The following is a 22,882-nucleotide window of genomic DNA, read 5'->3' on the forward strand; positions in this document are numbered from 1 at the left end:
CACGGCAATGAAAACCAAAAAGGACTGTCGCCCCATGGCATTGGCAATGTTGAAATCCGGCTTGTTCGCTCTGGCCACCCTGTCTCTTGCGGTCGCGCCCATGGGAGCATCGGCTGCGGATGGCGATGTCTGGCGAAGCGGGATTTCGACGATCGGTGAGCTGAGGCACCCCAACGGTTTCGAGCGCTTCGACTACGTCAACCCGGATGCGCCGAAGGGTGGCGCCCTGCGCATGTCGACCGCCGGCACTTTCGATACGGTCAATCCGCTTCTGGCCAAGGGCGAGCTTGCGACCGGACTAAGCCTCGTTTTCGATACGCTGATGAAATCTTCAGAGGAGGAGCTGTCTTCGTCCTACGGTCTTCTTGCCGAGGCGGTCAGCTATCCCGACGATATCGCCAAGGCCAGTTTCCGTTTGAGAAAAGAAGCGAAATGGGCCGATGGCCAGCCGGTGACGCCGGAAGACGTGGTTTTCAGTTTCGATAAAGCGAAGGATCTGAGCCCGCAACTCGCCACCTATTACACTCATGTCACCAAGGCGGAAAAGACCGGTGAGCGTGAAATCACTTTCACCTTCGATGAGAAAAACAACAAGGAACTGCCGCAGATCGTCGGCCAGCTTCTCGTTGTGCCCAAACACTGGTGGGAGGCCAATGGCGCTGACGGCAAGCCACGCGACATTTCCCGTGGCACGCTGGAGCCCGTCATGGGGTCTGGCCCATACAAGATCGCGTCCATCGCACCAGGTTCGACCATTACCTATGAGCGGCGCGACGATTATTGGGGCAAGGACGTCAACGTCAATGTCGGGCTGAACAACTTCAAGACGATCACTTATACCTTCTATACCGACCGCGATGTCGAGTTTCAGGCTTTCAAGGCCGGGAATACGGATTTCTGGCAGGAGAATTCGGCAGGGCGCTGGGCAACTGGTTATGATTTTCCAGCCGTGAAAGACGGTCGAATCAAGAAGGAAGAGCTGCCCAATATCTATCGCTCTGTCGGCATCATGCAGGCGCTGGTTCCAAATGGGCGACGGGACAAGTTCAAAGACCCGAAAGTCCGTCTGGCTTTGAATTATGCGTTCGATTTCGAAGACATGAACCGCACGCTGTTTTATAATCAGTACCAGCGGATCAACAGCTTCTTCATGGGCAGCGATCTGGCGTCATCCGGTTTGCCGCAAGGCAAAGAACTGGACGTCCTCAACGAGATCAAAGATCAGATACCGCCTGAAGTCTTTACCAAGGAATATCATAACCCGGTTGGTGGCGATCCGGCCAAGCAGCGTGACAATCTCCGCGAGGCCGTCAAACTCATGAAGGATGCCGGATATGAGCTGCGCGGCAACCGCATGGTCAATGCGTCCACCGGTCAGCCATTCGATTTCGAAATTCTCGTTGATTCCGCTGCGATGGAGCGCGTTGTCGTTTCCTACACGCAAAATCTGAAGAAGATCGGCATCAACGCGACGGTGCGGCTTGTCGATACGTCGCAATACACGAACCGCACCCGCTCCTTCGATTTCGATATGATCGTCAATCTCTGGGCTCAGAGCGCCAACCCCGGAAACGAACAGTCCGATTACTGGGGATCCAAGGCTGTGGACCGTCAGGGCTCGAAGAACTTCGCGGGCATCAGCAGTCCTGCCATTGATACCCTTATTCGCAAAATCATTTTTGCAGCAAACCGGGACGATCAGGTTGCCGCCGTAAAAGCTTTGGATCGCGTGCTTCTGGCCGGAAACTACGTCATTCCGCAATTCTATCGCGGTGAGATGACGCTTGCCTACTGGAAGACGCTGGTGCAGCCGCAAAACCTTCCCCGATACGGCATCGGCTTTCCCGACGCATGGTGGTCCGCAAACGCCGGGAAATGATGCGGGACTTGCTTTATAAGCCAAGCCTTGATTCACATGGACCATTACGAATCACGCCGCCTGCGGCATAGTCCGCAGGCCCGAAAGGAAACGGTTTGACGAAACCGATGATGACCGAACCTCTTGCCATGCAGGGACGCGCCTGATGGGAGCTTATATTCTGCGGCGTTTGGCCCTGATGATACCGACCATTATCGGCATCATGGGCATTTCCTTCCTCGTCATTCAGTTCGCGCCGGGTGGACCTGTGGAGCAGGTCATCGCCCAGCTTTCCGGCTCCGGCGACAGCGCTTCCGACCGACTTTCCGGCGGTGGCGACCTCATGGGGCAGGGCGGTCTAGATGAGAGCGGTTCGAAATATCGCGGTGCGCAGGGTCTCGACCCGGATTTGATCGCGAAGCTGGAAAAACAGTTCGGTTTCGACAAGCCGCCGCTGACCCGCTTTCTGGACATGATGTGGAACTACATCCGCTTTGATTTCGGCGACAGTTTCTTCCGCAATTCCTCGGTCATTGATCTCATTATCGATAAATTGCCGGTGTCGATTTCGCTTGGCTTCTGGATATTGATCATTTCCTACGCCATCTCCATTCCGCTCGGTATCAAGAAAGCGGTTTCGGACGGATCGCGATTCGACGTCTGGACCTCCGGCATCATCATCGTCGGTTATGCGGTGCCGAGCTTCCTGTTCGGGATTCTGCTGATCGTGGTTTTTGCCGGTGGCTCGTTCTTCGACTGGTTCCCGCTACGCGGGCTGACCTCGGACAATTTCGCGGAACTGACATGGTGGCAGAAGATCATCGACTATTTCTGGCACTTAGCGCTGCCGCTTACAGCACTTGTTCTCTCAGCCTTTGCCACCACGACGCTTTTGACCAAGAATTCCTTCATCGATGAAATCAAGAAGCAATATGTGGTCACGGCCCGCGCCAAGGGGCTTTCGGAACGCAAGGTGCTGTATGGGCATGTGTTCCGCAATGCCATGCTGATCGTCATTGCCGGTTTCCCCGGCGCCTTCATATCCGCCTTCTTCACCGGTTCGCTGTTGATCGAAAACATCTTCTCGCTGGATGGTCTCGGACGGCTGGGTTATCTCTCGGTCGTCAACCGCGATTACCCCATCGTGTTCGGCACGCTGTTCATCTTCTCGCTGATGGGCCTCGTCGTCAGCCTCATCTCCGACCTCATCTATACATGGATCGATCCGCGCATCGATTTCGAGCGGAGGGATGTGTAATGACGCTTGTTTCACCCGCCGCCACCGATGCAGCGCCATCGCAAAAGCGCCCCTACTTCTCGCCCACAAGCGTGCGGCGCTGGCAGAACTTCAAGGCCAACCGCCGCGGTTACTGGTCGTTCTGGCTTTTCCTGCTTCTGTTCGGGCTCAGCCTATGTGCGGAATTCATCGCCAACGATAAGCCCATTCTCGCCTCCTACAAGGGCGAGCTTCTAGTGCCTGTCATGGTCGATTACCCGGAAGAGAAATTCGGCGGCTTTCTGGCCCAGACGGATTACAAATCCTCCTTCATTCAGGATGAGATAAAAGCCAATGGCTGGATGATCTGGCCACCGATCCGCTACTCCTACCAGACGGTCAATTCGAACATTCCGCATTCCGCACCCACGGCACCTTTCTGGCTGATGGATGCACAGGAACGCTGCTCCGGTTACCCGCAAGGGGCCGCAGATCCCGGCTGTACCATTGGCAATCTCAATTGGCTGGGAACCGACAATCAGGCACGCGATGTCGCTGCCCGTGTCATCTATGGTTTCCGGATCTCAGTGCTGTTCGGTCTGGCGCTCACCATTGCATCTGCCATCGTCGGCGTAACCGCCGGTGCCGTTCAGGGTTATTTCGGAGGTTGGACAGACCTTTTGATGCAGCGTTTCATCGAGATATGGTCGTCCATGCCGGTGCTCTACATCCTGCTGATCATCGCCGCCATTCTGCCGCCCGGCTTCTTCGTGCTGCTGGGCATCATGCTGCTGTTTTCATGGGTGGGCTTCGTCGGTGTCGTGCGCGCGGAATTCCTGCGGGCGAGAAACTTCGAATATGTGAATGCCGCCCGCGCGTTAGGTGTCGGCAACGGCACGATCATGTTCCGCCATTTGCTGCCCAATGCTATGGTGGCAACGCTGACCTTCCTGCCTTTCATCCTCTCGGGCTCGATTACTACGCTGACTTCGCTCGACTTCCTCGGCTTCGGCATGCCACCGGGTTCGCCTTCGCTGGGAGAACTGATCGCGCAGGGCAAGAACAACCTTCAGGCACCCTGGCTGGGCCTGACGGCCTTTTTCACCATGTCGATCATGCTGTCTCTGCTGATCTTCGTCGGTGAAGCGGTGCGCGATGCCTTCGACCCGAGAAAGACCTTCCGATGAGTGCCACGAAGGATATGATGACCACTCCGCTTCTTTCCGTCCGCGATCTCTCCGTTGCCTTCCATCAGGGTGGTAAGGAGAGTGTGGCTGTCGATCAGGTGTCGTTCGACATCATGCCGGGCGAGGTCGTGGCGCTGGTGGGGGAGTCGGGTTCCGGCAAATCGGTGACGGCGAATTCCATTTTGAAGCTTTTGCCCTATCCGGCGGCGAGCCATCCCTCGGGGCAAATCCTGTTCGAAGGCAAGGATTTGCTGAATGCGTCGCTGCGCGATCTTCGCAGTGTGCGTGGCAACGATATCACCATGATCTTTCAGGAGCCGATGACGTCGCTCAACCCGCTGCACAGCATCGAGCGGCAGATTGGCGAAATCCTCGAGCTTCACCAGTCCATCACCGGCGTCGAGGCGCGCAAGCGAACGCTGGAACTGCTGTTGCAGGTTGGCATTCGCGAGCCGGAAAAGCGGCTGAAGGCCTATCCGCATGAACTCTCCGGTGGCCAGCGCCAGCGTGTGATGATTGCCATGGCGCTCGCCAACCGACCGAAGCTGTTGATCGCGGACGAACCGACGACGGCGCTGGATGTGACGGTGCAGGCCCAGATTCTGGAGCTTCTGGGTGATTTGAAGAACCAGCATGATATGTCCATGCTGTTCATCACCCATGATCTCGGCATCGTGCGCAAATTCGCCGACCGCGTGTGCGTCATGACCAAGGGCAAGATCGTGGAGACCGGCACGGTGGAGCAGGTCTTCAACGACCCGCAGCACGCCTATACCCGCCACCTTCTGGCTGCCGAACCGAAGGGCGAGCCGCCGCTTTCCGATAGCAGCAAGCCAGTGGTCATGCAGGGAGACGAGATCAAGGTCTGGTTCCCGATCAAGGCCGGGCTGATGCGCAAGGTTGTGGATCACGTCAAGGCGGTGGATGGCATCGATATCACGCTGCGCGCCGGGCAGACGGTGGGCGTCGTGGGTGAATCCGGGTCCGGCAAGACGACGCTGGGCCTTGCGCTTTCGAGGCTGATATCCTCCAAGGGGCGCATCAGCTTCATCGGCCAATCCATCGATGGCTATTCCTATTCCATGATGAAGCCGCTTAGAAACCGTCTTCAGGTGGTGTTTCAGGACCCCTATGGATCGCTCAGCCCCCGCATGTCGGTGGGTGAGATCATTGCCGAAGGTCTGCGGGTGCATGAAAAATCCCTGTCTGCGGATGAGCGGGACCGGCGCGTGGCGCAGGCGCTGGATGAGGTGGGGCTCGACCCCGCCACGCGCTGGCGTTACCCGCATGAATTCTCCGGTGGCCAGAGACAGCGCATCGCCATTGCCCGCGCCATGGTGCTGAAACCCCGTTTCGTGATGCTGGATGAGCCGACATCGGCGCTGGATATGAGCGTGCAGGCGCAGGTGGTCGATCTGTTGCGGGATTTGCAGGCCAAGCATGATCTCGCCTATCTCTTCATCAGCCATGACCTCAAGGTTGTGAAAGCGCTTGCCAATGATGTCATCGTCATGCGCCACGGCAAGGTGGTGGAAAGCGGACCGGCAAAGTCCATATTCGAGGCACCGAAAGAAGACTACACACGCGCGCTGATGGCGGCTGCCTTCAACATCGAGGCAGTCAAGACGGCGGCGGTGAGCGAGTAGGCGCGCTCAAGCGCCTGCTTTCGCTGAAAAACACGCTAGCCTTATGCGTCTTGCCCACGTAACATGGGTGGGGACATTGGGAACTGCGGGGCATGATGTCATCATGACAGCGCGATATCTGATCTATCAGCAGCAGGATGCTTTTCGTTAGCAGCACTTGTGCCGCACCCAAAAACGAAACAACTTTCTGGTGAATGATGGCCGATATTGAATACGCAAAAACCTTTTTCGAACAAAACCCCGATATTGAAATTCTTGAAGCCTTTGTCATCGATGTGAATGGCGTGCCGCGCGGCAAATGGATACCGCGCGAACGGGCCATCGATGTGCTGGAAAAAGGCATGGCTCTGCCTCGCTCCGTCTATGCGCTGGACATCTGGGGCCGCGACGTCAATGCTGCTGGCCTTGCAGAAGGCACGGGCGATCCGGATGGCCTATGTTTCCCGGTGCCGGGCACGCTCTCGCGCGTCACGTGGCTGGGGCGCCCCACCGCGCAGGTGCTGCTGGCCATGCAGGACCCTGACGGCAGCGGTTTTTATGGCGATCCGCGCAATGTTCTGGCGCGGGTCATGAATGGCTTTACCAAGCGCGGCCTGACACCTGTTGTGGCCACGGAGCTGGAATTCTATCTGATCGACCCCGTGCGCTCGGCGCTTGATCCGGTGCGCCCGCCGCGCAGCCGTGAAGGGCGCTGGCACACCGGCCAGACGCAGGTTCTGTCGATTTCCGAATTGCAGGATTTCGAAGAGGTTTTCCACGATATCGCCACCGCCTGCCGCGCGCAGGATGTGGGGGCTGATACGACCCTTCGCGAAAACGGCCCCGGCCAGTACGAAATCAACCTCAACCATGTGCCGGATGCGCTCAAAGCTGCGGATTTTGCGGTGTTTTTGAAGCGCATCGTCAAGGGCGTGGCGCGCAAGCACGATCTCGATGCCACCTTCATGGCCAAGCCCTATGGGATGCAGGCGGGCAATGGCATGCATGTCCATTTTTCCATGCTGGATAGGGACGGCAACAATATCTATGCGGGCGAAAACGGCGCATCCGAAGCGCTGATGCACTCCGTTGGTGGTCTGTTGGAAAACATGGGGGAGAGCATGGCGGTGTTTGCGCCCCACGCAAACTCCTATCGTCGCCTGCGCCCCAGCGAACACGCCCCAACCTATGCCTCGTGGGGCATCGATAACCGGTCGGCTGCCGTGCGCGTCATCACCGCCAGCAAGCCCGCAACCCGCATCGAACACCGCGTGGCAGGTGCCGATACCAACCCCTATCTTGTCCTGGCCATGATCCTCAGTGCCGCCCTTGCCGGCATGAAGGAAAAGCGCCAGCCGGGTGGGGCTATCTCGGGCGACAGCCACGCCATCAACCACGAACCGCTGCCGACCAACTGGGATTATGCGCTGCAGCGTTTCACGCGCTCCAGCTTTGCCTATGCGACCTTCGGGCAGAAATATCGTACGCTCTATTCCGCCTGCAAACAGCAGGAGCTTTCCGAGTTTTCGCTTCGCGTGACCGACGTCGAATATGACGCATATATCAGGACGGTGTGAGATGGCTAAAGTAACCGCTACCCCCAATCCCGGCCATACGACCTCATGGTACGCGGCGTCTGCGAACAACAAGACGGTGCGCACAACGCTGCAAGGCGATCAGGATGCGGATATCTGCATCATCGGCGCGGGCTTTACCGGTCTTTCGGCTGCGCTGGAACTGGCGGAAAAGGGCTTTTCCGTCATCGTTCTGGAAGGCGAGCGGATCGGCTTTGGCGCATCCGGACGCAATGGTGGCCAGATCGTCAATGGCTACAGCCGCGACCTCGAAACCATCTCCGGGCGTTATGGCCGGGAAAAGGCAACACAGCTGGGTGCGATGTCGCTGGAAGGCGGGCAGATCATTCGTGACCGGGTCGCGAAATACACTATCGATTGCGATCTGGTCGATGGCGGTTTCTTTGCAGCCTTTACGCCCAAGCAGATCAAGGAAATGGCTGAGAACAAGGCCAATTGGGAAAAGCACGGCCATACCGGACTGGAGATGGTCTCCAAGGCTGAGGTCGGCAAATATGTGAAGTCGGACCGTTATGCGGGCGGTATGATCGACCGTTTCGGCGGGCATATCCATCCGCTGAATTATGTTTTAGGCGAAGCAGCGGCGATTGAAAGCCTCGGCGGGCGCATCTTCGAAAACTCGCGCGTCATTGCCGTCGAGCAGGGCTCAAACCCTGTGGTGCGGACGGCGCAGGGCAAAGTGGCAGCCAAATATGTGCTGGTCTGCGGCAATGCCTATCTCGGCGGTTTGCTGCCGGAAATCGGCGAGCGGATGATGCCGGTGTCCAGCCAGGTCATGGCGACGGAGGTGCTGGATGCGGCGCTGATCGAAGAGCTTTTACCGGCCAATTATTGCGTCGAAGATGCCAATTATATCCTGGATTACTACCGCCGTACCTCCGACAACCGCCTGCTTTATGGCGGCGGCATCGGTTATGGCGGCAGCGATCCTGCGGACCTGACCAGCGTCATCCGACCCAATATGCTGAAGACATTCCCGCAATTGCAAAACACCAAGATAGATTTTGCCTGGAGCGGCAATTTCGCCCTGACGCTAACGCGCATCCCGCATATCGGACGCCTGTCACCCAACGTCTATTTCTCCCATGGCGATAGCGGCCATGGCGTGACGACCACGCAGCTTCTGGGCAAAATCTTGGGTGAGGCGGTCGCAGGCCATGCGGAACGCTTCGATGTCTGGTCGTCGCTGCCGAACTATCCCTTCCCGGGCGGCAAGACGTTCCGTGTGCCGCTCACCATGCTCGGCGCGTGGTGGTATGGCCTGCGCGACAGGCTGGGTGTTTAGAGAGCCGACAGACCCTTCAGGGCATTCTCGGTGATTTCGTCTGGCGTGGCGTCGATGCTGACAGTGACGACGCCGGGCTCGCCGGTTGGGACTTCCAGCGTGGCGAGCTGTGTCTTCAAGAGCGAGAGTGGCATGAAGTGACCGGTGCGTGCACCCATGCGCTTGGTTAGCAGCGCTTCGCTGCCTTCCAGATAGACGAAGGCCAATGGGCCGCCGCAGGCTTTGCGCAGTCGATCACGATAGGTCTTCTTCAGTGCGGAGCAGGAAATGACGATGCCGCCCGCCTCATAGCCTTTGCGCAGTTCCGCGCCGACGAGATCGAGCCATGGCCAGCGGTCGTCATCGTTGAGCGGTGTACCCGCAGCCATTTTCTCCACATTGGAAGCCGGGTGCAGCTTGTCGCCTTCCATGAAGGGAATGCCGAGCTTTTCCGCCAGTTCTTCGCCCACGGTGGATTTGCCGCAGCCGCTGACGCCCATGACGATGATTGCCTGTTTCACGAAAACCTCTGCATCTTCTCATTCGATCTTCATCCGCCTACAGCATGACGCTACCGGGCGGACATCTTTTCTGCGCGCAATTCAGTAGCCCGCACGCCGGGCTGCTTTTGCTTCCAGCATGGATAGCCCGCTATGGATCAGCACGGCAAGGGCTGCGACGATAAGACCGCCCTGAAGAATGAAAGCGAGATTGTTGGATTGTAGCCCGGCAATGATGACTTCGCCCAGCGTGCGCGCTGCTACGGTCGAGCCGATGGTGGCGGTGGACAAGCTGATGACGGCAGACAGCCGTATACCCGCAAGAATGGCGGGCAGCGCAAGCGGCAGTTCGATGCGCCACAGACGCTGGAAGCCAGTCATGCCAGACCCGCGCGCCGCTTCGACAATAGCAGGAGGAAGGGTAGTGAGGCCGGTGATGGTGTTTTCAAAGATCGGCAGCAGCGCATAGAGAAACAGCGCCATCAGTGTCGGTTTCTCACCAAAACCCATGATCGGCACGGCAAGCGCCAGCACCGCGACGGGCGGGAAAGTCTGGCCGATATTGACGATGCTGCGCGACAGCGGCAGGAATTCCCGCCCGAATGGCCGGGTGACGAGAATGGCCAACGTCCCGGCAATGACGATGGCAGCGCCCGTGGCAATCGCGACCGTCGCCAGATGAGACAGGGTCAGCGACAGAAGATTGGCCTGTATGTAGATGGCCGGGGCGTTGGTCTGAACGAGAGGCTTGAACACGGGTTCGAACAGCTCTGGCTTCACGAGGAAGGTGATGAGCAGGAGGCTGAGTGCGGCCAGCAGAAAAGGACCGAGCCGCTTCGTCATGCAGACCCCGCTGCATTGTGTAGCAAGACCTCACGGCGAATGCGTCCTGCCGCCTGTCCATCCGGCCCGGTCACGGGCAATGTGTCGCGCCCGGTCCAGAGCATGGCGGAGAGAGCATCGCGCTGGCTGGTCGCGGCGGGCAAAGGTTCGCCCTCGGCCTCTCCCGGCTCCACAATCTCGCCGACGGTTGCGACGGAGAGCAGCCGGAGCGGTCTTTCCCGCTCACCGATCATGGTGCGCACGAAATCCGTTGCCGGTTTGCGCACCAGTTCGGCGGGTTTGCCGTATTGAACGATTTTGCCCTTGTCCATCACGGCGATACGGTGTGCCAGATGGAAGGCCTCATCCATGTCGTGGGTGACGAGGACGATGGTGACGCCGAGTTTTTTCTGGATCGCCAGCAAATCTTCCTGAGCCTTGGCGCGGATGATCGGGTCCAGCGCACCGAAGGGTTCGTCCATCAGGAGAATATTCGGCTCCGCCGCCAGCGCGCGGGCCACGCCGACACGCTGCTGCTGGCCGCCCGAGAGTTCGTTGGGAAAACGGTTTGCATAAAGGGTGGGGTCGAGCTGAAAAAGCTCCAGAAGCTCGGTCACTTTGGCGTCGATTCGGGAGCGGTCCCAGCCGATCAGTTCGGGCACAGTCGCAATGTTCTGCGCCACGGTGCGGTGAGGAAAAAGCCCGTGGCCCTGAATGGCATAGCCGATACTGCGACGAAGCTGGTAGCCGGGCATATCCAGAATATTCTGTCCGTCGATGCGGATGATGCCGGATGTCGGTTCGACCAGACGGTTGATCATGCGCAAAAGCGTCGTCTTGCCGGAGCCCGAGGTGCCGACGATGACGGTGATGCTGCGGGCTTCCATCGTCAGCGATACATTGTCGACGACGGTCGCGCCGTCATAGTCCTTGGTCAGATTTTCGACCTCGATCATGCGTTGCTCCCGCGCTTGAAAAGATTGCTGTCGATCAGCGCATCCAAAAGAATGGCAGCTGTAAATCCTAGAACGACGGTCGGGATCGTGCCCAGCAGAACGAGATCCATTGCCGTCTGGCCGATGCCCTGAAAGACGAAGACACCAAACCCGCCGCCGCCGATGAGGGCCGCGATGGTGGCAAGGCCGATATTCTGGACGAGAACGATGCGAATGCCGGTGAGGATGATGGGCAGCGCCAGCGGGAAATCCACTTTGATCAACCGCTGCCAGCCTGTCATGCCGAGGCCGCGTGCCGCCTCCCGCACCGAGTTCGAAACGCCGTCCAGCCCGACGACCGTGTTGGAAACGACTGGCAGCAGCGAGTAAAGAAACAGGGCGACGAAGGCCGGGGCCATGCCAATGCCGCGAATGCCGAGATCCGATGCACCGGGAACATTGGCGGCAATCCATCCCAGCGGGGCAATCAGCAGACCAAACAGCGCGATGGAGGGAATGGTCTGAACGATGTTGAGACTGTTCAGCACGCCAGCACGCAACTTCTGCACCTTGTAGCAGAGAACGCCGAGCGGAATGCCAACCAGAACGGCTGAAAACAGCGATCCGATGGCGAGCTGCACGTGCCGAAAGGCTTCCGTCCAGAAAATATCGGCGCGGCTTTGATATTCCTTCAACAGGGAAAGATCATCCCATTGCCCGGAGGCAAGCATGGTGCCGACAAGGGCGAGCGCCACGACAAGCAGCAGCACGCGAATGGCGGGTTTGGGATCGAGCCGCGCAATCGCATCCGTCGCCATCACGATCAAACCCGCCATCAACAGCCAGAAGCCGCTGGCCGGGGAAACGCGGGCATAGGTGTTTTCAGCGGGGGTGAGATGGGAGGCCGAAAGGCCAATCATGAAGGCAAGAACGGCAAGGCCGATAAGTGCCGAAACAAGCCGGAGCTTCGTTTCGCTGCGAAAAAACGCCACCGCCGCTGCGGCGATGACGATTGCGATGAGGCTATATCCTGCAAGAGGCGGCAGGGCATCGAGGATGCCGCGCGTCTCGCCCTGGATGATGCGGTTGGCGCGGAACGTCGCGAAGGGCAAAGCAGCGAGGGCATAGACCAGCAAGGCAGCAATCAGTGCGCCCACCTTATCGGGCATAAACGTCAGACGTTGAGGGGCAGAGAGGGCGCGCTGCAAAGTCGCCTCTTATTGTATGAGGCCGTTCTTCGTCAGAAAGTCCAGCGCCACGTTTTTCGCCTGTTCGCCACCCACCTGTACGCGACCGTTCAGCTCCTGAAGGGTCTTGAGATCGAGTTTTTCGAAGACGGGCTTCAGCAGCTGCTCGATATTGGGATGTTCCTTCAGAACCGCCTCGCGAATGATCGGTGCAGGCTGGTAGACCGGCTGCACATTCTTGTCGTCTTCCAGCACCACGAGACCGGACGGGGCAATGCCGCCATCCGTGCCGTAAACCATCGCTGCATTGGCATTATTGGTCTGGTTGGCAGCGGCAGCGATTGTTGCTGCGGTATCACCGCCCGAGAGGGTGATGAGCTGATCGGACTTCAGAGTGAAGCCATAGGTTTTCTGGAAGGCGGGAAGGGCGGCTGCGGAATTGACGAATTCCGACGATGCGGCAAGAACCATCTGGCCACCACCGGAAACGTATTTGCCGAGATCGCTGAGCGTCTTCAGATTGTTCTTGTCGGCAATATCCTTGCGGATAGCGATGCCCCAGGTATTGTTGGCAGGCGAAGGTGTTAGCCAGACAATCTTGTTGGCATCGTAATCCAGCGTCTTGGCCTCTTCATAGGCTTTGGACGCATCCTTCCAGAGCGGGTCGTCGGCCTTTTCGAAGAAGAAGGCAGCGTTGCCGGTATATTCAGGGTAGATATCGATCTCACCCGCCGTAATGGCCTTGCGTACGACCGGCGTAGCGCCCAGCTGGATGCGGTCGGTCGTCTCGATATTGTTCTTGTTGAGAACGGTCAGAATGATGTTGCCGAGGACGCTGCCTTCGGTGTCGATCTTGGACGACACAACCACCTGCGCCTGCGCAATCGATGCATAAAGAGCGAGCGCCAATCCTGCGCCGGTCAGCTTCATCAAACGCTTCATCAACAATCTCCATGGGAACGGGTGCGGGCCAGAGGGAACGCGTGATGTCGATGAAATCGATGGTTCCCCGATTCAGTAGGCGGTAACGAAACCGAGAGCCAAATGGTTGCATCCGAATTTGAATTTATACGCAGCGACTAAAATGAACTCAGTCGGCTTTACGGCGCGCATCCTTGCCCATGACAAGCGGCATCAGCACGGAGAGGAAAAGCAGGCGTAAGACGTGGTGGGAACCGACATAGGCAGTGTCTGCGTGCATCATCACGGCCATGGCCGCCATGGTTTCCAGCCCGCCCGGTGAAAACGCGATCATGACGGCGTTGAGCGGCACGCCGGTCAATCTGGAGACGAACACGGCAATGACGGAGGCGAGCACCATGACGACGACCGTCACTACACCGCCGGCAAGAAAGGCCTTTCGCATGTCCCGCAACGATGCGCGGGAAAAGCGGGTGCCGATAAGGCTGCCGAGAACGATATAGGTGGGTTGGCTGAGCCAACTGGGCACGCCGCCGCTGGTGAGGCCGGTGATGTGAATGCCAATCGATACGGCCACGCCACCCAGCAGAAGTGCTGCGGGAAAGCGCCAGCGCATGAACAGCCAGCCGACAACCAGCGACGCCAGAATGGTTAAGCCGAGTACGACCGAATGCATGGGCAGAGGCAGGATCGGCGGCTCGATGCTGATCAGGTCGAGATATTCGACAATGAACGGCACGGCGAGCGTTAGCGCCAGCACACGCACGCTCTGGATGACGCTAACGGTTGCCAGATCGCTCTTCGTTTCCGCCGTCAGGCTGATGATATAGCTGAGATGGCCTGGCGAGGCGCCCAGCATGGCCGTGGTGCGATCATAACCGAAGCCACGCAAAATCCAGTAGGCGACATAAAGAAGAATGACGACGGTGACGAGAACGGCGAGGAAGCTCAGCGGCCATGTCTTCGCAGCGCCGATCACCTCCGGCGTCACGCTGGTTCCCATGGAAATGCCGACGATGACGAATGTGGCATTGCGCAGCAGATTGGGAACCGAAAGCCGCAGACCGGCAAGCCCGGCAAGCGTGACGGCAAGGGCCGGGCCGCAGAGAAAGGGTGCCGGGAAGTCGAGCATAAATGCAACCAGAGCGCCGATGCTGCCAATGATGGCAGTGAGAATGAAACTCTGGAGGTCTGGCTTGATGATCATTGCGAATACTAAGGGGAATCGAAGAGGCGGATTTCGGTTTCCAGTTGCGCCCTTTCAGCCGCCGCCGTCAACCATGAAGCCTTTAAAAAAACAAAACCCGCGAACGAGGTCCGCGGGTTAAAAATCGTCATGCGGTCATATTCAGGCGGCAGGTGCGGCCACGGCTGCAACAGGGCGGCGCTTTGCCATCGTGTCTTCCAGACCCAGCAGAAAGCTGATCTGCGGGCGCGCCTTGACGAGGTCGTCGATGGAATATTGCGTCAGCACGTCGAAGAACGCGTTGAGCGCCTTGCGAAGGGCGGAGTTGAGGCCGCAGCTATCGACCAGTGGACACTCCACAGCACCGTCTTCAAAGCATTCCGCCATGGCGAAGCTGTCTTCGGTGACCTTGACCACGTCGAACAGGCTGATCTTGTCCGCAGGCTTGCCGAGCTTCACGCCGCCATTGCGACCGCGCACGGTTTCCACCAGGCCAGCCTTGTTCAGCGGCTGGAGAATTTTGAACAGGAACAGTTCCGAAACGCCGTAGGCTTTTGCGATTTCTGGAATTCGGCTGAGGTGGCCGTCGTTGGCAGCACAATACATCAACATGCGGACGGCATAGTTGGTCTGTTTGGTCAAACGCATGCTGATCTCCTAACTCCGGTAATTGTGGAGTTATATAGTTGCTTTTTCAGTTTAGAACAATTCCAGAAATGAAAAATTCTTTAACGGATTTTTCCATCTCACATTTGCCCTGTTGACCGCTCATTCGATTCATGAACAAACAACTCAAGAATCCAACTTATCGGAGGCATTTCCCATGGCAAGCATGAAATCCGTGATTTGTGCGATTGCGGCTGCGACATCGGTTGCCAGTGGCGGAATGTCCACAGCTTTTGCGGGTGGTGAGGTCAATGTCTACTCCTACCGTCAGCCGGAACTGATCCAGCCATTGCTGGACGCCTTCACCAAGGAGACCGGCATAGAGACCAATGTGCTGTTTCTGGACAAGGGTCTGGTGGAGCGCATTCAGGCCGAAGGCGTCAATTCCCCTGCCGATATTCTGCTGACCGTCGATATTGCCCGGCTGGTCGAAGCCAAGGAAGGCAAGGTCACCCAGCCGGTCTTGAATGATCCGGTGATCGAAAAGGACATCCCGGCCAATTTGCGTGACCCAGAAGGCGAGTGGTTTGGTCTCACGACGCGCGGACGCGTGGTCTACGCGTCCAAGGATCGTGTCAGCCAGAAAGACATCACCTATGAGGAGCTTGCCGACCCGAAGTGGAAGGGCAAGATCTGCATTCGCGATGGCCAGCACTCCTATAATATAGCGCTGTTCGCCTCGATGATCGCCCATCATGGCGTGGATTACACCCGCACATGGCTGACTGCGCTGAAGAACAATCTGGCGCGCAAGCCCGATGGCACCGACCGCAGCCAGGCCAAATCCATCTATTCCGGCGAATGCGATATCGCGCTCGGCAACACCTATTATGTCGGCCTGATGCTGACCAATGAGCAGGAACCGGAAGAGAAGGTCTGGGGCGGTTCCGTGCGCGTCATCTTCCCCAATGCCGATGACCGTGGCACACACGTCAATATTTCCGGCGTGGCGATGACGAAATATGCGCCCAATAAGGATAACGCCCTGAAGCTCATGGAATTCCTGGCGTCCGGAGAGGCGCAGGAAATCTATGCCAAGCAGGTTTTCGAATATCCGGTTCTTCCCGGCGCGCAGCCCTCTGACGTGGTGAAGAATTTCGGGCCGATCAAGCCGGACACGCTGTCGCTGACGGAGATTGCGGCCCACCGCAGGCAAGCCTCCGAACTGGTTGACGAGGTCGGCTTCAACGACGGTCCGTCGAACTGATATCGGCTAAGCTGGAAGGACAATGTGAGTGCCGTCTTCGAAGCGGCACTCGGTGCGGGATCAGCCGCGCTTGCGGCGCAGGCGGATGACCACGTCCACGTGGGCAATTTCCATGCCCTCGGGTGGTTCCGGCAGGTTGTCGATCTGCAGGTTGTTGACCGGAATATCCAGAACCTCGTTCTCACCTTCGACAAAAAAGTGATGGTGATCCGACACGTTGGTGTCGAAATAGGTCTTGGCGCCTTCGACAGCCAGAACGCGGATCAGCCCGGCTTCGGTGAACTGGTGCAGCGTGTTGTAAACGGTTGCCAGCGAAATCGGCACGCCAGCGCTCACGGCTTCGTCATGCAGCTCTTCAACCGTCAGATGCCGGTCACCCTTGGCGAAAAGAAGGTCGCCCAGTGCCACGCGCTGACGTGTTGGCCGCAGGCCAAAGCGGCGCAACCGTGTTCCGATATCCAGTGTGGCGTCAAATGCCATGCTCATTCGGCCCCAAAAACCGGTGAAATAAACCCAATTTAGAAAGCATATAACTTTTACGAGCAGTGCTTTCAATAGTTTCCGCCAGCCAAGCGCGGCAATTGGCTGCAAAGCGGCGGTTTTTGCAAATTTCCTCTGGTTCCGGCCTTTCGCTTCCTGTATGCGGGCGCCATGTTTAGACGAGGCCTCTGAAAAGAGCGAGACGTGGCCGGATATGCAAGCTGCCCTTGTGGCGCTTCATTTTGAACCTAACTTGCTCTACAGAAGTCGTTCAACAACTGGTCAACGGGGAAACGGAAGCAATATGGCAACGAGGCAATCGAGCTACAATTACGAGGAAATTCTGGCATGTGGACGTGGCGAACTCTTCGGCCCCGGCAATGCGCAGCTTCCTCTGCCTCCTATGCTCATGGTTCACCGCATCACTGAAATTTCCGAAACGGGCGGCGCCCACGACAAGGGTTTCATTCGCGCGGAATATGATGTGTCTCCGGACGACTGGTATTTCCCATGCCATTTTCAGGGCAACCCCATCATGCCCGGCTGCCTCGGTCTCGACGGCATGTGGCAGCTCACCGGCTTTTTCCTCGGCTGGCTGGGTGAGCCCGGTCGTGGCATGGCGCTCTCTACGGGCGAAGTCAAATTCAAGGGCATGGTTCGCCCGGAAACAAAGCTTCTTCAATACGGCATCGATTTCAAGCGCGTCATGCGCGGTCGCCTGGTTCTCGGCACCGCCGACGGCTGGCTGAAGGCCGATGGCGAAACCATTTATCAAGCGTCGGACCTGCGTGTCGGCCTGTCGAAAGAAAAGACCGCCTGACCCCTGACGTTTGTGCGTGGCGGTTTCCGCCCAGAACAGACACGTCAGTCGGCAAACAAAGAAAAGGTCAACTTTATGAGAAGAGTTGTAGTCACCGGCCTCGGTATTGTTTCATCGATCGGCAGCGATGCCGCAGAGGTTACGGCGTCCCTAAGAGATGCGAAGTCGGGAATCTCGTTCTCACCGGATTTTGCCGAACACGGCTTCAAATGCCAGGTCTGGGGCAAGCCATCGCTCGACCCGACCGATCTGGTCGATCGTCGCGCCATGCGGTTCCTGTCCCAGGGTGGCGCGTGGAACCACGTTGCCATGAAGCAGGCGATTGCCGATTCCGGTCTGGAAGAAAGCGTCATCAGCGGCAATGAGCGCACCGGCATCATCATGGGTTCGGGCGGTCCGTCCACCCGCACCATCGTTGAGGCATCGGATATCACGCTGAAGAACAACAGCCCCAAGCGCATTGGTCCGTTCGCCGTGCCGAAGGCCATGTCCTCGACCGCATCCGCCACGCTTGCCACCTGGTTCAAGATTCACGGCGTCAACTACTCCATCTCGTCTGCCTGCTCGACCTCTGCGCATTGCATCGGCAACGCAGCGGAAATGATCCAGTGGGGCAAGCAGGATGTGATGTTTGCGGGCGGCCATGAAGACCTCGACTGGTCCATGTCGAACCTGTTCGACGCCATGGGTGCCATGTCCTCCAAATATAACGACACGCCATCGGTCGCTTCGCGCGCCTATGACGCCAACCGTGACGGCTTCGTCATCGCTGGCGGTGCCGGCGTTCTGGTTCTGGAAGAGCTGGGACATGCCAAGGCACGCGGCGCCAAGATTTATGCCGAAATCGTCGGTTACGGCGCAACATCAGATGGTTACGACATGGTCGCGCCATCGGGTGAGGGCGCTATCCGCTGCATGCGTCAGGCCTTAGCGACCGTGAAGGGTGATGTCGATTACATCAATACCCACGGCACTTCCACACCTGTTGGCGACAGCAAGGAAATCGGCGCGATCCGCGAAGTGTTTGGCGCCAACATTCCGCATGTCCAGTCCACCAAGTCGCTGACGGGCCACTCGCTCGGCGCTGCCGGTGTGCAGGAATCCATCTATGGTCTGTTGATGATGCAGGAACGTTTCATTGGCGAGAGCGCCCATATCGAAACGCTCGATCCTGAATTCGAAGGCGTCAACATCGTTCGCAAGCGCATCGACAATGCCAAGATCGATACGGTTCTGTCCAACTCCTTCGGCTTCGGCGGCACCAACGCTACGCTCGTCTTCCAGCGCTACAACGGATAATTGCCCATGAATGGCATCATGCAGGGAAAACGCGGCCTCATCATGGGTGTCGCAAACAACCACTCCATCGCCTGGGGCATTTCCAAGGCGCTGGCCGCCCAGGGCGCGGAGCTTGCCTTTACCTATCAGGGTGAGGCTCTGGGCAAGCGTGTGAAGCCGCTGGCCGCAGAACTCGGCTCCGACTTCATCGTTCCCTGCGACGTCGAGGATATCGCCTCGGTGGATGCCCTGTTTGATGCCGTGCGTGAGCGCTGGGGTTCGCTGGATTTCGTCGTCCACGCCATCGGCTTTTCCGACAAGAACGAGTTGAAGGGTCTTTACGCAGATACGACGCGGGCAAACTTCAGCCGCACCATGGTCATTTCCTGCTTCTCCTTTACGGAAATCGCCAAGCGGGCTGCCGAGCTGATGACCAATGGCGGCTCCATGCTGACGCTGACCTATAATGGCTCCCAGCGCGTCATCCCTAACTACAATGTCATGGGCGTGGCCAAGGCGGCTCTCGAAGCCTCCGTGCGCTACCTCGCTGCGGATTACGGCCCGAAGGGTATTCGCGTCAACGCCATTTCAGCCGGTCCGGTTCGCACGCTGGCTGGCGCTGGCATCTCGGATGCGCGCGCGATTTTCTCCTGGAACCAGAAGAATGCACCGATGCGCCGCACGCCTGACATCGAGGATATCGGTGGCTCCGCGCTCTACCTTCTGTCCAACCTGTCGCGTGGCGTGACCGGCGAATGTCATTACGTTGATGGCGGCTTCAACATCACGTCGATCCCGACGCTGGAAGTGCTTTACAACGCAGACAGCGAATAAGGCGAAGCACTCATACAATGAAAAAAGCCCGGTCATGCCGGGCTTTTTGTTATCTGCTTTCCACTCAGACCGGGTCGAAACCGAAGAGTTCTTCCGGGTTCGTCACCAACGCCTTGTGGCGGGCTTCCTCCGATGGCAACCATGACAAGACCGTGTCCAGCAGGTCGGCATCGTCAGGATATTCCGCGGTGGTCTTTGCATTGTTGTGTGGCCAGTTGGTGCCCCAGATGATGCGATCAGGGGCGTATTCGGCAATCACGCGGGCGATGGCGGCGATGTCTTCGAAATCGGGTCCGCCGGAACGGCTGGATTCGTAGCAGCCTGCAAATTTGAACCAGCAATTGCCCTTGTCGATCAACCGCTTCAGTGCTGCGATCTGCGGGCTATCCGGTGTCACGCCTGCGAAGAACTTGCCGTGGTGGTCGAAAATCCAGCGGCTCTTGATGGCCGACAGGCGTTCCTCGTGATCGAGAATGTGGGAGCCGTCGAACTGGACGGCAATGCACCAGCCGAGTTCCTGGGCAATGCTGTCGACCTCTTCCAGATGGGTTAGATCGACTGCGCCGCCGGGCAGGTCCATGATGCGTGCGCCGACGACGCCGACCTCGATCAGTTCCTGCAATTCATCCAGCGGCGTCTCGCGGGTGACGACTGCGACACCCTTGGCGACGTTGCCCATGGCGCGCAGGCAGGCGATGAGATTGCCATTGTCGCGCTGGTGTGCATTGCCCTGCGTGATGACGACGCGGTCGATGCCGATCCATGTCATTAGGCGACGATATTCATCCGGTCCCGGCGTGCCCTCGGGCACGGGCGGTCCACCGGCAAGCCCCGGAAATTCGGGCAGATACATGTGCATTTGCGTGTCGATGGCGCCTTTGGGCATGGCGATGCGCGGCTGTCTGCCCTCGAATGTTCGTGTCAGTGTCATGAGGTTCCTCCGGGCATCATGGCCCTGCTTGATACGGAAAGCGCCATGCGTCCTCCTGCGACGCATGGACGTGCTTTCGCGGGTATAAGGCCTTAGCGTTCCACCTGACGCAGCATGGCGCGGTAACGCTGCTGGCTTCCCTTCAGATGCTGGCGCATGGCTTCGCGGGCGGCAGCGGCATCGCCGTCTGAAATGGCATGGGCAATGGCGTCATGCTCTTTTTGAAGCTGCTGCAGATAAGAGGCCGCGGCTTTTTCGGATTGCGACGAGCGAAGGGCTGCGCGCGGAATGACATTCTGGCCCATCACTTCCAGAAACTCACGGAAACGCGGATTGTTGGTCGCATCGGCAATGGCAAGGTGAAGCTTGAAATCGGCTTCGGCGGTCGGCTTGCCGTTCTCGATGCAGTCCTGAACGGCGGACAGGCAACGGATGATCGCCTCTTCCTGTGCCGGAGACCTGCGCACGGCGGCAAGTTCCGCTGCCTCGGTTTCCACGGCAGCACGCAGTTCCAGAAGTTCGATGATGGACGAGATACGGTCGTGGTCCACATCCTGAAACGGCTGTGGCTGCTGTGTGGGCAGGGTCAGCACGAAGATACCGGCACCATGGCGTGCTTCGACCAGCTTGTCGGCACGCAAGGCGGCGACTGCCTCGCGCACAACAGTGCGGCTGACCTTGTAAAGCTCTGTCAGGCCCGCTTCGCTGGGCAGCTTGTCGCCGGGCTTGTAGACGCCGGATAGGATGGCCTGACGCAGGGCATCTGCCGTCTGGCTGACAAGCGAGCCGCCAGCGCGTCCGATAGAGGAACTTTCTTTCGCGCCGCCTTCGACGGTTTCATTGAAGCTGGCCAATATTCACTCCAGGCAATTTGAGACATCGCTGATGCGGGCTGTCTTCGTTATCGTTTATATTCTGCAAATATCCAGTAATTCAGCAAAATAGGCAATATTTATATTATTTCCGGCATTCACTGATATGATCTCCGGTAATTTGGCCGGGAATGCAAGGAATCGTTCCAATACAGGAAATGCGATATTTTCACGAAAGAAAATGTAAACGAAGCCGCCATATAATTGTATCGCATAAAAGCTTTCGGGCAGACATGCTTTCCCGTCATGAAGATTGAAAAAGCTCGATGCGATCACTGGTTTCCAAATTCCCACTGGCCCGGCGGTTTGCGCGCTCGCGTGATGGCACGGCAGCCATCGAATTCGCCATTCTGGCCATTCCCTATTTCGTCGTCGTTTTCGCCATCATAGAAACCTTTCTGGCAATGATGGCCGAGCAGCTGGTGACGAATGCGACAGACACCATGGCGCGCAAGCTGCGCACGGGGCAAATCGCCAGCACGATCACGCAGGAAGAGTTCAGAAAGCAGTTCTGTGCCGAGGTCTCTATCCTGATCACCTGCTCGGCAGAAGAGATCAAGACGCCCAAACAGCTCTATATCGATCTTCGGCAATTCGGCACCTTCGCTGCCATTCCCAAAACCATACCGCTGGTGCCGAACGGAGAATATTACGATCTGGATTCCTCGGCCTTCGGATTTTCACCGGGCGGTCCCATCTCCATCAATATGCTGCGGGTCTATTATCGCTGGCCGGTCATCACCGATCTGGTCCGTCCATACCTCACCAAAATCCGTCCAAGGGATGGTTCCATGCCATCCCATTTTCTGATCGTTGCGACGGATGCCTTCCGCAATGAGGCCTATCAGTGAGCGTGCCGATGATGACACAGTCAAAACGCGCTTTGCGCGCATTGGTGCAGACCTTCAAACGGCTGAAGCAGGACAAGCAGGGCGTTGGCGCGGTAGAGTTCGCCATCATCTTTCCACTACTGCTGGCGCTTTACATCACCGCTTTCGAGCTGACGATCGGTTTTAGCGTCTATAAGCGCGCGACCCGTGCAGCGGGCGCCATCGCCGATCTGGCCTCGCAGCCGCAGACCGTCAACAAGGCCTTTCTCAACACGATGGAAGATGTTGCCGCCGGGATTTTCGTGCCCTATGCCACCACCGGCCTGACATTGAAGATCAGCGGCATTCAGGTGGATGCTAACAAGATCGCGAAGATCAGCTGGTCCTGGGATCAGGATGACAAGCGGCCTTATGCGGTCAATTCCATCGTCAACATTCCCGATAATCTGCGCCAGCCCAACGCGTTTCTGGTGCATGCGGAGCTGACGATACCGCACACGCTTTTGATGTTCATGTCATCGGTATCAACATCGATCAGGCCGATCACCATCGGTCGCGACTATTACTTCGCCAAGCGTGAAGCCGACCCAATCACCTGCGGCGATTGCTGAGCCGCTACGGACATCGAGACATGAAAACGCCGCGGGATCGATCTGATCCCGCGGCGT

At 58.0% G+C, this 22,882-nt stretch carries 22 protein-coding genes; 12 read left to right on the forward strand and 10 right to left on the reverse strand.

Annotation, left to right across the window (positions count from 1 at the left end; translation table 11 throughout):
- Positions 1-34: 34 nt before the first annotated feature.
- From ABUK73_RS16740 to ABUK73_RS16765, 6 genes are all read left to right on the forward strand, one after another.
- Entirely contained in the window at positions 35-1,879 is a 1,845-nt protein-coding gene (locus tag ABUK73_RS16740; RefSeq protein ID WP_353578260.1) for an extracellular solute-binding protein, read from the forward strand.
- A gap of 145 nt (positions 1,880-2,024) precedes the next feature.
- The gene (locus tag ABUK73_RS16745; RefSeq protein WP_353578261.1) at positions 2,025-3,116 is read left to right on the forward strand and encodes a microcin C ABC transporter permease YejB; all 1,092 of its coding nucleotides are present in this window, start codon (positions 2,025-2,027) and stop codon (positions 3,114-3,116) included.
- Entirely contained in the window at positions 3,116-4,261 is a 1,146-nt protein-coding gene (locus tag ABUK73_RS16750) for an ABC transporter permease (RefSeq protein WP_353578262.1), read from the forward strand. The genes ABUK73_RS16745 and ABUK73_RS16750 overlap by 1 nt, the downstream gene beginning before the upstream one ends.
- Positions 4,258-5,907 carry an ABC transporter ATP-binding protein gene (locus ABUK73_RS16755; RefSeq protein WP_353578263.1) on the forward strand — a complete coding sequence of 550 codons (1,650 nt, stop codon included), beginning with the start codon at positions 4,258-4,260 and terminating at the stop codon, positions 5,905-5,907. The genes ABUK73_RS16750 and ABUK73_RS16755 overlap by 4 nt, the downstream gene beginning before the upstream one ends.
- 194 nt (positions 5,908-6,101) lie before the next feature.
- Complete coding sequence (locus ABUK73_RS16760) at positions 6,102-7,463, forward strand: glutamine synthetase family protein (RefSeq protein ID WP_162727661.1); 1,362 nt, start codon at positions 6,102-6,104, stop codon at positions 7,461-7,463.
- A 1-nt stretch (position 7,464) separates the two neighbouring features.
- Complete coding sequence (locus ABUK73_RS16765; RefSeq protein WP_353578264.1) at positions 7,465-8,766, forward strand: NAD(P)/FAD-dependent oxidoreductase; 1,302 nt, start codon at positions 7,465-7,467, stop codon at positions 8,764-8,766.
- Here the strand turns inward: ABUK73_RS16765 and ABUK73_RS16770 are convergent.
- The 7 genes from ABUK73_RS16770 to rirA form a co-directional block, all read right to left on the reverse strand.
- Complete coding sequence (locus ABUK73_RS16770) at positions 8,763-9,245, reverse strand: gluconokinase (RefSeq protein ID WP_353578310.1); 483 nt, start codon at positions 9,243-9,245, stop codon at positions 8,763-8,765. The genes ABUK73_RS16765 and ABUK73_RS16770 overlap by 4 nt on opposite strands.
- A 102-nt stretch (positions 9,246-9,347) precedes the next feature.
- Positions 9,348-10,088, reverse strand: a complete 741-nt coding sequence (locus tag ABUK73_RS16775; RefSeq protein ID WP_111840080.1) for an ABC transporter permease — start codon at positions 10,086-10,088, stop codon at positions 9,348-9,350.
- A complete protein-coding gene (locus ABUK73_RS16780; RefSeq protein ID WP_353578265.1) occupies positions 10,085-11,023 on the reverse strand; it encodes an ABC transporter ATP-binding protein in 939 nt (312 codons plus the stop codon). The genes ABUK73_RS16775 and ABUK73_RS16780 overlap by 4 nt, the downstream gene beginning before the upstream one ends.
- Complete coding sequence (locus tag ABUK73_RS16785; RefSeq protein WP_353578311.1) at positions 11,020-12,180, reverse strand: ABC transporter permease; 1,161 nt, start codon at positions 12,178-12,180, stop codon at positions 11,020-11,022. The genes ABUK73_RS16780 and ABUK73_RS16785 overlap by 4 nt, the downstream gene beginning before the upstream one ends.
- A gap of 39 nt (positions 12,181-12,219) precedes the next feature.
- A complete protein-coding gene (gene osmF / locus ABUK73_RS16790) occupies positions 12,220-13,131 on the reverse strand; it encodes a glycine betaine ABC transporter substrate-binding protein OsmF (protein ID WP_353578266.1) in 912 nt (303 codons plus the stop codon).
- 148 nt (positions 13,132-13,279) lie between these two features.
- Positions 13,280-14,317, reverse strand: a complete 1,038-nt coding sequence (locus tag ABUK73_RS16795; RefSeq protein WP_353578267.1) for an AbrB family transcriptional regulator — start codon at positions 14,315-14,317, stop codon at positions 13,280-13,282.
- Positions 14,318-14,458: 141 nt separating this feature from the next.
- Positions 14,459-14,944 carry an iron-responsive transcriptional regulator RirA gene (gene rirA, locus ABUK73_RS16800; RefSeq protein WP_113086304.1) on the reverse strand — a complete coding sequence of 162 codons (486 nt, stop codon included), beginning with the start codon at positions 14,942-14,944 and terminating at the stop codon, positions 14,459-14,461.
- Positions 14,945-15,119: 175 nt separating this feature from the next.
- Here rirA and ABUK73_RS16805 point away from each other — a divergent pair, with 175 nt between their 5' ends.
- Entirely contained in the window at positions 15,120-16,169 is a 1,050-nt protein-coding gene (locus tag ABUK73_RS16805) for a Fe(3+) ABC transporter substrate-binding protein (RefSeq protein ID WP_353578268.1), read from the forward strand.
- Positions 16,170-16,229: 60 nt separating this feature from the next.
- Here the strand turns inward: ABUK73_RS16805 and irrA are convergent, their stop codons facing one another.
- Positions 16,230-16,649 carry an iron response transcriptional regulator IrrA gene (gene irrA / locus ABUK73_RS16810; RefSeq protein ID WP_353578269.1) on the reverse strand — a complete coding sequence of 140 codons (420 nt, stop codon included), beginning with the start codon at positions 16,647-16,649 and terminating at the stop codon, positions 16,230-16,232.
- A gap of 304 nt (positions 16,650-16,953) precedes the next feature.
- Between irrA and fabA the strand changes: the two genes are divergently transcribed.
- From fabA to fabI, 3 genes are all read left to right on the forward strand, one after another.
- On the forward strand, positions 16,954-17,469 hold the full coding sequence (gene fabA / locus ABUK73_RS16815) for a 3-hydroxyacyl-[acyl-carrier-protein] dehydratase FabA (protein WP_113086307.1): 516 nt from the start codon (positions 16,954-16,956) through the stop codon (positions 17,467-17,469).
- Between the two features lie 75 nt (positions 17,470-17,544).
- Complete coding sequence (gene fabB / locus ABUK73_RS16820) at positions 17,545-18,768, forward strand: beta-ketoacyl-ACP synthase I (RefSeq protein ID WP_353578270.1); 1,224 nt, start codon at positions 17,545-17,547, stop codon at positions 18,766-18,768.
- A gap of 6 nt (positions 18,769-18,774) precedes the next feature.
- Positions 18,775-19,581, forward strand: a complete 807-nt coding sequence (gene fabI, locus ABUK73_RS16825; protein WP_062451527.1) for an enoyl-ACP reductase FabI — start codon at positions 18,775-18,777, stop codon at positions 19,579-19,581.
- A gap of 64 nt (positions 19,582-19,645) precedes the next feature.
- On the opposite strand, the gene ABUK73_RS16830 is transcribed toward fabI, so the two are convergent.
- Both ABUK73_RS16830 and ABUK73_RS16835 read right to left on the reverse strand, forming a co-directional pair.
- Positions 19,646-20,512, reverse strand: a complete 867-nt coding sequence (locus ABUK73_RS16830; RefSeq protein WP_353578271.1) for an amidohydrolase family protein — start codon at positions 20,510-20,512, stop codon at positions 19,646-19,648.
- Positions 20,513-20,604: 92 nt separating this feature from the next.
- Positions 20,605-21,366 carry a FadR/GntR family transcriptional regulator gene (locus ABUK73_RS16835; protein WP_353578272.1) on the reverse strand — a complete coding sequence of 254 codons (762 nt, stop codon included), beginning with the start codon at positions 21,364-21,366 and terminating at the stop codon, positions 20,605-20,607.
- Positions 21,367-21,650: 284 nt separating this feature from the next.
- Between ABUK73_RS16835 and ABUK73_RS16840 the strand changes: the two genes are divergently transcribed.
- Both ABUK73_RS16840 and ABUK73_RS16845 read left to right on the forward strand, forming a co-directional pair.
- Positions 21,651-22,235: a TadE/TadG family type IV pilus assembly protein gene (locus ABUK73_RS16840; protein ID WP_353578273.1), complete on the forward strand. Its 585-nt coding sequence runs from the start codon at positions 21,651-21,653 to the stop codon at positions 22,233-22,235.
- Positions 22,236-22,243: 8 nt separating this feature from the next.
- Positions 22,244-22,825 (forward strand): TadE/TadG family type IV pilus assembly protein, encoded by a 582-nt coding sequence (locus ABUK73_RS16845; RefSeq protein ID WP_353578274.1) that lies wholly within the window; start codon positions 22,244-22,246, stop codon positions 22,823-22,825.
- Positions 22,826-22,882 lie beyond the last annotated feature (57 nt).

The sequence above is a fragment of the Agrobacterium vacciniicorymbosi genome (assembly GCF_040427045.1).
Classification (GTDB): Bacteria; Pseudomonadota; Alphaproteobacteria; order Rhizobiales; family Rhizobiaceae; genus Agrobacterium.

Bases quoted from the DNA above. Each gene is read 5' to 3' on its own strand.
- ABUK73_RS16750 (WP_353578262.1), top strand. From the start codon at position 3,116: ATGACGCTTGTTTCACCCGCCGCCACCGATGCAGCGCCATCGCAAAAG.
- ABUK73_RS16840 (WP_353578273.1), top strand. From the start codon at position 21,651: ATGCGATCACTGGTTTCCAAATTCCCACTGGCCCGGCGGTTTGCGCGC.
- fabI (WP_062451527.1), top strand. From the start codon at position 18,775: ATGAATGGCATCATGCAGGGAAAACGCGGCCTCATCATGGGTGTCGCA.
- irrA (WP_353578269.1), bottom strand. From the start codon at position 16,649: ATGGCATTTGACGCCACACTGGATATCGGAACACGGTTGCGCCGCTTT.
- ABUK73_RS16830 (WP_353578271.1), bottom strand. From the start codon at position 20,512: ATGACACTGACACGAACATTCGAGGGCAGACAGCCGCGCATCGCCATG.
- ABUK73_RS16780 (WP_353578265.1), bottom strand. From the start codon at position 11,023: ATGATCGAGGTCGAAAATCTGACCAAGGACTATGACGGCGCGACCGTC.
- ABUK73_RS16760 (WP_162727661.1), top strand. From the start codon at position 6,102: ATGATGGCCGATATTGAATACGCAAAAACCTTTTTCGAACAAAACCCC.
- ABUK73_RS16795 (WP_353578267.1), bottom strand. From the start codon at position 14,317: ATGATCATCAAGCCAGACCTCCAGAGTTTCATTCTCACTGCCATCATT.
- ABUK73_RS16755 (WP_353578263.1), top strand. From the start codon at position 4,258: ATGAGTGCCACGAAGGATATGATGACCACTCCGCTTCTTTCCGTCCGC.
- ABUK73_RS16745 (WP_353578261.1), top strand. From the start codon at position 2,025: ATGGGAGCTTATATTCTGCGGCGTTTGGCCCTGATGATACCGACCATT.
- osmF (WP_353578266.1), bottom strand. From the start codon at position 13,131: ATGAAGCGTTTGATGAAGCTGACCGGCGCAGGATTGGCGCTCGCTCTT.
- ABUK73_RS16845 (WP_353578274.1), top strand. From the start codon at position 22,244: ATGATGACACAGTCAAAACGCGCTTTGCGCGCATTGGTGCAGACCTTC.
- fabB (WP_353578270.1), top strand. From the start codon at position 17,545: ATGAGAAGAGTTGTAGTCACCGGCCTCGGTATTGTTTCATCGATCGGC.
- rirA (WP_113086304.1), bottom strand. From the start codon at position 14,944: ATGCGTTTGACCAAACAGACCAACTATGCCGTCCGCATGTTGATGTAT.
- ABUK73_RS16805 (WP_353578268.1), top strand. From the start codon at position 15,120: ATGGCAAGCATGAAATCCGTGATTTGTGCGATTGCGGCTGCGACATCG.
- ABUK73_RS16740 (WP_353578260.1), top strand. From the start codon at position 35: ATGGCATTGGCAATGTTGAAATCCGGCTTGTTCGCTCTGGCCACCCTG.
- ABUK73_RS16765 (WP_353578264.1), top strand. From the start codon at position 7,465: ATGGCTAAAGTAACCGCTACCCCCAATCCCGGCCATACGACCTCATGG.
- ABUK73_RS16775 (WP_111840080.1), bottom strand. From the start codon at position 10,088: ATGACGAAGCGGCTCGGTCCTTTTCTGCTGGCCGCACTCAGCCTCCTG.
- fabA (WP_113086307.1), top strand. From the start codon at position 16,954: ATGGCAACGAGGCAATCGAGCTACAATTACGAGGAAATTCTGGCATGT.
- ABUK73_RS16770 (WP_353578310.1), bottom strand. From the start codon at position 9,245: ATGGGCGTCAGCGGCTGCGGCAAATCCACCGTGGGCGAAGAACTGGCG.